We start from the raw sequence: 5839 nt of genomic DNA on the forward strand, positions 1-5839 counted from the left end.
CATCCGCGCGCCCGCATGTGCGCCCCGGCCGCCGGGGCAGCCTTCCGGTGGAAGGGAACACCCTGCTAGGAGGTCCGCATGCCGGAAGAATTCACCTCCCGCACCCGTGCCGACCCGCGCGCCACGGCACGGCCGCCGCGGATGCGCCCGAAGATGACCCCGCTGCCGAAGCTGAGGGCCTGTAGCTGCGGCCCCGGCTGCTCCTGCGGGTGCCAGTCGGGCGGGTCGTGCAACTGCGGCGGGAGCTGCGGCTGAGCCGCCGGACGACGCCTGCGACGAGACGCCCGCAGCCCCTGCCCTGACGACACCGGGCAGGGGCTGCGGTGTACGTACGTCCGTACGGAGGCTCTCCCCCTACTTCTTGCCCTGGTTCGCCACCGCCTGGATCGCCGAGGCCGCCGCCTCCGGGTCGAGGTACGTGCCGCCGCTGCCGACGGGGCGGAGGTCGGAGTCCAGCTCGTACGCCAGCGGGATGCCGGTGGGGATGTTCAGGCCGGGGATCTCCTCGTCGGGGATGCCGTCGAGGTGCTTGACCACCGCCCGCAGGCTGTTGCCGTGCGCCGCGACGAGCACGGTCCGGCCGGCCTGGAGGTCCGGCACGATGCTGTCGTACCAGTACGGCAGGGCCCGGTCCAGCACGTCCTTCAGGCACTCGGTCCGCGGCCGCAGCTCGCTGGGGATGTGCGCGTAGCGCGCGTCGTGCGCCTGCGAGAACTCGCTGTCGTCGGAGATCGGCGGCGGGGGCGTGTCGTACGAGCGGCGCCAGGTCATGAACTGCTCCTCGCCGAACTCGGCGAGCGTCTGGGCCTTGTCCTTGCCCTGGAGCGCGCCGTAGTGCCGCTCGTTGAGGCGCCAGGAGCGGGCGACCGGGATCCAGTGCCGGTCGCAGGCGGCCAGCGACAGGTTGGCGGTCCTGATGGCGCGCTTGAGCAGCGACGTGTGGACGACGTCCGGCAGCCAGCCGGCTTCGCGCAGCAGCTCTCCGCCGCGCACCGCCTCCTTCTCGCCCTTGTCGGTGAGGTTCACGTCCACCCAGCCGGTGAACAGGTTCTTGGCGTTCCAGTCGCTCTCTCCGTGGCGGAGGAGGATCAGCTTGTACGGTGCGTCGGCCATGGCACCGAGCCTAATCGAGCGGCCGTGCCCCCACCCCGCGGGCCCGGATTGACGGCAGCCGTCAATTCGGTGGCGAAACGGCGACCCCGCTTCGTAACATCCCCTCATCTGTCGCGCCACTTACATTCGGGGGTTTCGCCGTGCCCGTCAGCCGCATCGGCCGCGCCACCCGCGAGACGGTCTCCGGCCTGCCCCGCGAGTTCTGGTGGCTGTGGACGTCCACGCTCGTCAACCGGCTCGGCGGCTTCGTCGCGACCTTCATGGCCCTGTACCTGACGCAGGAGCGCGGCCACTCCGCCTCGTACGCCGGCCTGGTCGCCGCGCTGTACGGGTTCGGCGGCGTGATCTCCTCGCTCGGCGGCGGCGTGCTCGCCGACCGCCTCGGGCGCCGGCCCACGCTGATGCTCGCGCAGTCCTCGACCGCCGTGACCGTCGCCGCGCTCGGCTTCACCACGCACCAAGTGGCCATCCCCGCCGTCGCCTTCGCCGTCGGCATGGCGTCCAACGCCTCCCGGCCCGCGGTGCAGGCGATGATGGCGGACATCGTCCCGCCGAAGGACCGCGTACGGGCCTTCTCCCTCAACTACTGGGCGATCAACCTGGGCTTCGCGATCTCCTCCGCCGGCGCCGGCTTCATCGCCGAGTACAGCTACCGGGCCGGCTTCCTCATCGAGGGCGCCCTGACCCTCGTCTGCGCGATCCTCGTCTACGTCAAGCTCCCGGAGTCCCGGCCGGAGCGCCCCGCGGGCGCCGCGGGCGAGGCGGCGGACCCCGTACGCCTCGGCACGGTGGTGCGCGACGGTCGGTTCATGGGCGTGGTCGGGCTGTCGTTCCTGATCGCCCTCATCTTCATGCAGGCGTACGTCTCGCTGCCGGTGGCGATGGGCGACCAGGGCTTCTCCAGCTCGGACTTCGGGCTCGCCATCGCCGTGAACGGCGTGCTGATCGTCGTCATGCAGATACCCGTGACCCGGTTCATCGAGCACCGCGACCCGCGGATGCTGCTGATCGTCTCCTCGCTGCTGGCGGGGTACGGGTTCGGGCTCAACGTCTTCGCCGGGTCGGTCGCCGTGTACGCCCTGGTCGTCTGCGTCTGGACGCTCGGCGAGATCGTCAACGCACCGACGCAGACGAGCATCGTCGTCCGCCTCTCCCCCGTCCACGGCCGCGGGCGGTACCAGGGCATGTACACCACGTCCTGGGCCGTCGCGTCGCTCGCCGCCCCGCTGCTGGGCGGTTGGATCATCGACGAGGCCGGGGCGGAGTGGCTGTGGGCCGGGTGCGCGGCGGTGGGCACGGTGGCGGCGGCGGGGTACGCCCTGCTGATGCGCGGACTGCCGACGGAGGACCCGGTACCGGAACGGACCGGGGAGCCGCCGGAGGACCGGGATCCGACCACGAAGCCGCCGGGCGACACCGCCGCCCGCCCGACGCCGGCGGCGTAACGCGAGCACCGTCCGGCCAGCCCCGGCGCCAGCCACTCCGGCCACCGCTCGCACAGCCGAGTGCGTTTCACGTGCCGTGGTCGAGGTCGACCTCGTACTCCACGACGGTGGTGTCGGCTCGCCGCACGATCGGGCGCGCCACCTCCACCACCCGCCCGACAGGGGGCACCATCGACGGCAGGACCGTAGCCCCGGTACCGGTCCCGCGACGAGCCCGCCGTGGGCGGTTTCGGTCACGGGGGCGGGTTCGGAGGCGTAGCCCGGTGGCGCGACGCGGTAGTTCGCCCCGTTACGTGCGTGCGTACCGGTGCAAAACCGGCGCGCAGCGGGTCCCGGTGCACGAACTCTGCCGCCCCCGGTACGTATTGGGCCGAATTCTCACCGCTGAGCGGGCGCCGGGCGGGTGGCCGGCCTCTGTGGCAACCTCACCTGTCACACCGGTAGCGTCGGCCCCCTCGGAAACGCCCACCGTTCCGTCCGAGGGGGAGTCTGTGTCCGACCTGTACATCGACAACGCCATGCTCAAACGCGTCCGCCACAACCTCGCCCACATCGGCGAAGTCCTGGACAAACCCGCCCGCGCCATGGCCGACGTGGACGCCAGGGCCATGGGGGCGAGCGCGCTGGAGCGGCGCATGGACGAGTTCGGCGACGAGTGGTCGTACGGGTTCGGCCAGTTGCGTAAATTCGCCAAGGGCGCGGTGGAGGCGCTCGACCAGATCGAGAAGGGCTTCGCCGACCTCGACAAGGACCTCGCGGCCGCGCTGTCCGAGGCGGCGCGGAAGTGACCGCGCCCACCGCCGCGGACTACCCCACGCTGGGCTTCGTGCCCTGCCCCGGCGACTACGAGACGGCCAAGGACACCGCCGCCACCGTCCGCCGCACCTCCGACGCGCTGGGCGAGATATGCCGGGTCCTGGAGGGCGCCGACGAGGGCGACTGGCGCGGCAAGGCCGCCGACGCCTTCCGGGCGCTGCTCGCCGACGACTTCCGCCCGAAGGTGAAGGACGCGTACAGCGCCTTCTCCACGGCCCGTACGGTGCTCACCGACTGGGCCGAGAACATCGACCGCCAGCAGCGGGCGGCGGCGCGGCTGGAGGACGAGGCCGCGGAGCTGAAGCGGACGGCGGACGCGGAGGCGAAGAAGGAAGCGGAGAAAGAAGCCGGGAAAGAGGACGGCAAAGGCGGGGGCCAGGGCCCGGATGCGGGCTCCGGATCCGACGAGGACCCCCTCGCCGACGTACGCCGCCGGGCGCGCAGCCTGCACGACGACTACGAGCAGGAAGGCCGCGACGCCGCCACCCGGCTGCAGAAGGCCCTCGACATCGCCCCCGACGAGCCCGGCTTCTGGGACAAGCTCGGCGACGCGGTCGGCGGGGCGCTGGAGGCCATCGGCCAGGCCGTGACCGACCCGATGGGCACGCTCGCGGAGCTGGCCCCGCTCTTCAAGACGCTCGGCGACATCGCCGGACTGCTCAGCACCGTCACCGGACTCCTCGCGCTCGTTCCCGGGCTCCAGTTCCTCGGCGCGGCCTCGCTCGCGCTCGCGGGCGTCGCGCTCGTCGCGCACTACCTCTCCGCGGTCGGCACCACCGGCAGCTTCCTCAAGGCGCTCGCCACCAAGGACGTCATCCTCGACGCCGTCGGCTTCGGCCTCGGCAAGCTCGGCGCCCGCTTCGGCGACGAGATCCTGGCCGCCGCGAAGGCGGGCAACCAGCCGACGCGGATGGTGGCGCAGTTGGGCGGCCGGCTGCCGGCCATGGAGCTGCCGCAGGGCTACTTCCAGCTCGCGCGCGGGGCGTCGTACAGCATGAGCGTGCGCGAGTTCGGCATGCGCACCGGGCAGTACTTCACCACCTGGACCGGCAACGCCTTCACCGCCGAGGGCTCCCACGACACCATCGAGACCGCCGGGAAGCTTCTCACCTGGGACTTCGGCGCGCTGACGAACAAGGACACGGTGGCGCCATGGGCACGCTGACGCCCGGCAGGATCCAGTTGTACGCGCCCGTCGACTGGTTCGACCTGATGGCCGACGGCGGCGACCACGAGGCGACCCGCGCCCGCTGCGCGGAGCTGGTGCGGCTGACGTACCCGCGGACGGCGGCGGAGCGGCGGGAGCAGTTCACCGACGCGCTGGTGGCGTGGCACGACGTGCTGTACGCGGACGGGGTGCTGATGAACGGCATCGTCACGGCGCCGCTGCCGAGCAGCGGGGAGCAGGCGGCGTGGCTGGTGTTCGCGGGCGTGGTCGCGGTGCCGGAGAGCCCGTCGGACCTGGACCTGGGCGAGTTGATGACGTCGGTGTTCGCGGAGCACTACGGCGCGGCGCCGGCGTACACGGAGGCGTACGCGACGGACATGGGGATGGGGTTCGGGTTCGTGGCGCAGCCTGCGCTGCCGGGGGCGGTGGCCGCAGACGCGGCCGCCGAAGGGGCCGAGGGCACCGGCGGCGAGCCGGTGCAGGTGGGGCTGGCCGGCGCGCTGGCCACGCCGGTGGGCGGCGGGCTCGGCCTGCTGGTCGTCGGTACGAGCCTGAACCCGTTGCAGGCCGGGGAGTTGGCGGGGCTGGTGGCGGTGATCGCGGGCCGGTCGGTGTTCGTGGACGAGGCACCGGATGCGTCCGGGCCGACGGGGTAGCCGCTCGGCGAACCCGGTGAGCCCGGCGGAGATCGTCGCGCGCAACCGGCGGCTGATGCGGGAGCTGCTGGAGCGGCCGGAGTCCCCGGCCCCGCAGGGGCGCAGGGCGCTGCTGCTGGCGGTGATGGCCGCGCCGGTGGTGGTCGCGTTCGGCGTTGCGGCGTGCTCGTCAACAGCTTCCCCGTGATGCGCAAGGCGTTCACGGTCGCGTACGAGGAGGTCGTCGGGGACGGCAGGACACCGCCGTTCGCGGAGTACGAGCGCCATCTCGGCCGGTACTTCCCGGACATCATGCGCATCATGGGCCTCCCGCCGGAGATGGAGGGCCCGTTCGTGCGGGAGAGCTACCGCAGGGCGCACGAGATCCCGCTGTTCGACGGCGTGACGGAGCTGCTCACCGAGCTGCGCGCCCGCGGGTTCCGGCTCGCGGTGGCGACCGGGAAGTCCGGGGAGCGGGCCCGCTCGCTGCTCGACGTCCTGGGCGTCCTGGCCTTTTTCGACCACGTCGTCGGCTCCGACGAGGTGGCCAGGGCCAAGCCCGCGCCGGACATCGTGCTGCGCGCACTCCACCTGCTGGGCGCGGACCCCCGGGAGGCGCTGATGCTCGGCGACGCGGAGACCGACATCGCCAGCGCCCGGGG

General features: G+C 72.6%; 7 protein-coding genes. 6 read left to right on the plus strand and 1 reads right to left on the minus strand.

Annotated elements, in window-relative coordinates; all coding sequences use genetic code 11:
• Nucleotides 1–354: 354 nt before the first annotated feature.
• Nucleotides 355–1113: a phosphoglyceromutase gene (locus H5J30_RS15195; protein ID WP_181787966.1), complete on the minus strand. Its 759-nt coding sequence runs from the start codon at nt 1111–1113 to the stop codon at nt 355–357.
• A gap of 140 nt (nt 1114–1253) precedes the next feature.
• Here H5J30_RS15195 and H5J30_RS15200 point away from each other — a divergent pair, with 140 nt between their 5' ends.
• From H5J30_RS15200 to H5J30_RS15225, 6 genes are all read left to right on the plus strand, one after another.
• Nucleotides 1254–2558: an MDR family MFS transporter gene (locus H5J30_RS15200; protein ID WP_309505538.1), complete on the plus strand. Its 1305-nt coding sequence runs from the start codon at nt 1254–1256 to the stop codon at nt 2556–2558.
• 491 nt (nt 2559–3049) lie between these two features.
• Nucleotides 3050–3346 carry a hypothetical protein gene (locus tag H5J30_RS15205; RefSeq protein WP_181787967.1) on the plus strand — a complete coding sequence of 99 codons (297 nt, stop codon included), beginning with the start codon at nt 3050–3052 and terminating at the stop codon, nt 3344–3346.
• Nucleotides 3343–4539 (plus strand): WXG100 family type VII secretion target, encoded by a 1197-nt coding sequence (locus tag H5J30_RS15210; protein ID WP_181787968.1) that lies wholly within the window; start codon nt 3343–3345, stop codon nt 4537–4539. The genes H5J30_RS15205 and H5J30_RS15210 overlap by 4 nt, the downstream gene beginning before the upstream one ends.
• Nucleotides 4527–5198, plus strand: coding sequence for a hypothetical protein (locus H5J30_RS15215; RefSeq protein WP_181787969.1), 672 nt, complete (start codon nt 4527–4529; stop codon nt 5196–5198). Before H5J30_RS15210 ends, H5J30_RS15215 begins: the two co-directional genes overlap by 13 nt.
• 16 nt (nt 5199–5214) lie before the next feature.
• A complete protein-coding gene (locus H5J30_RS15220) occupies nt 5215–5385 on the plus strand; it encodes a hypothetical protein (RefSeq protein ID WP_181787970.1) in 171 nt (56 codons plus the stop codon).
• Nucleotides 5361–5839: HAD-IA family hydrolase (locus H5J30_RS15225; RefSeq protein ID WP_309505539.1), on the plus strand; the 479-nt coding region annotated here is incomplete at its 3' end. The genes H5J30_RS15220 and H5J30_RS15225, both read left to right, overlap by 25 nt.

This window comes from Streptomyces phytophilus, from assembly GCF_013870535.1.
GTDB lineage: Bacteria > Actinomycetota > Actinomycetes > Streptomycetales > Streptomycetaceae > Streptomyces > Streptomyces phytophilus.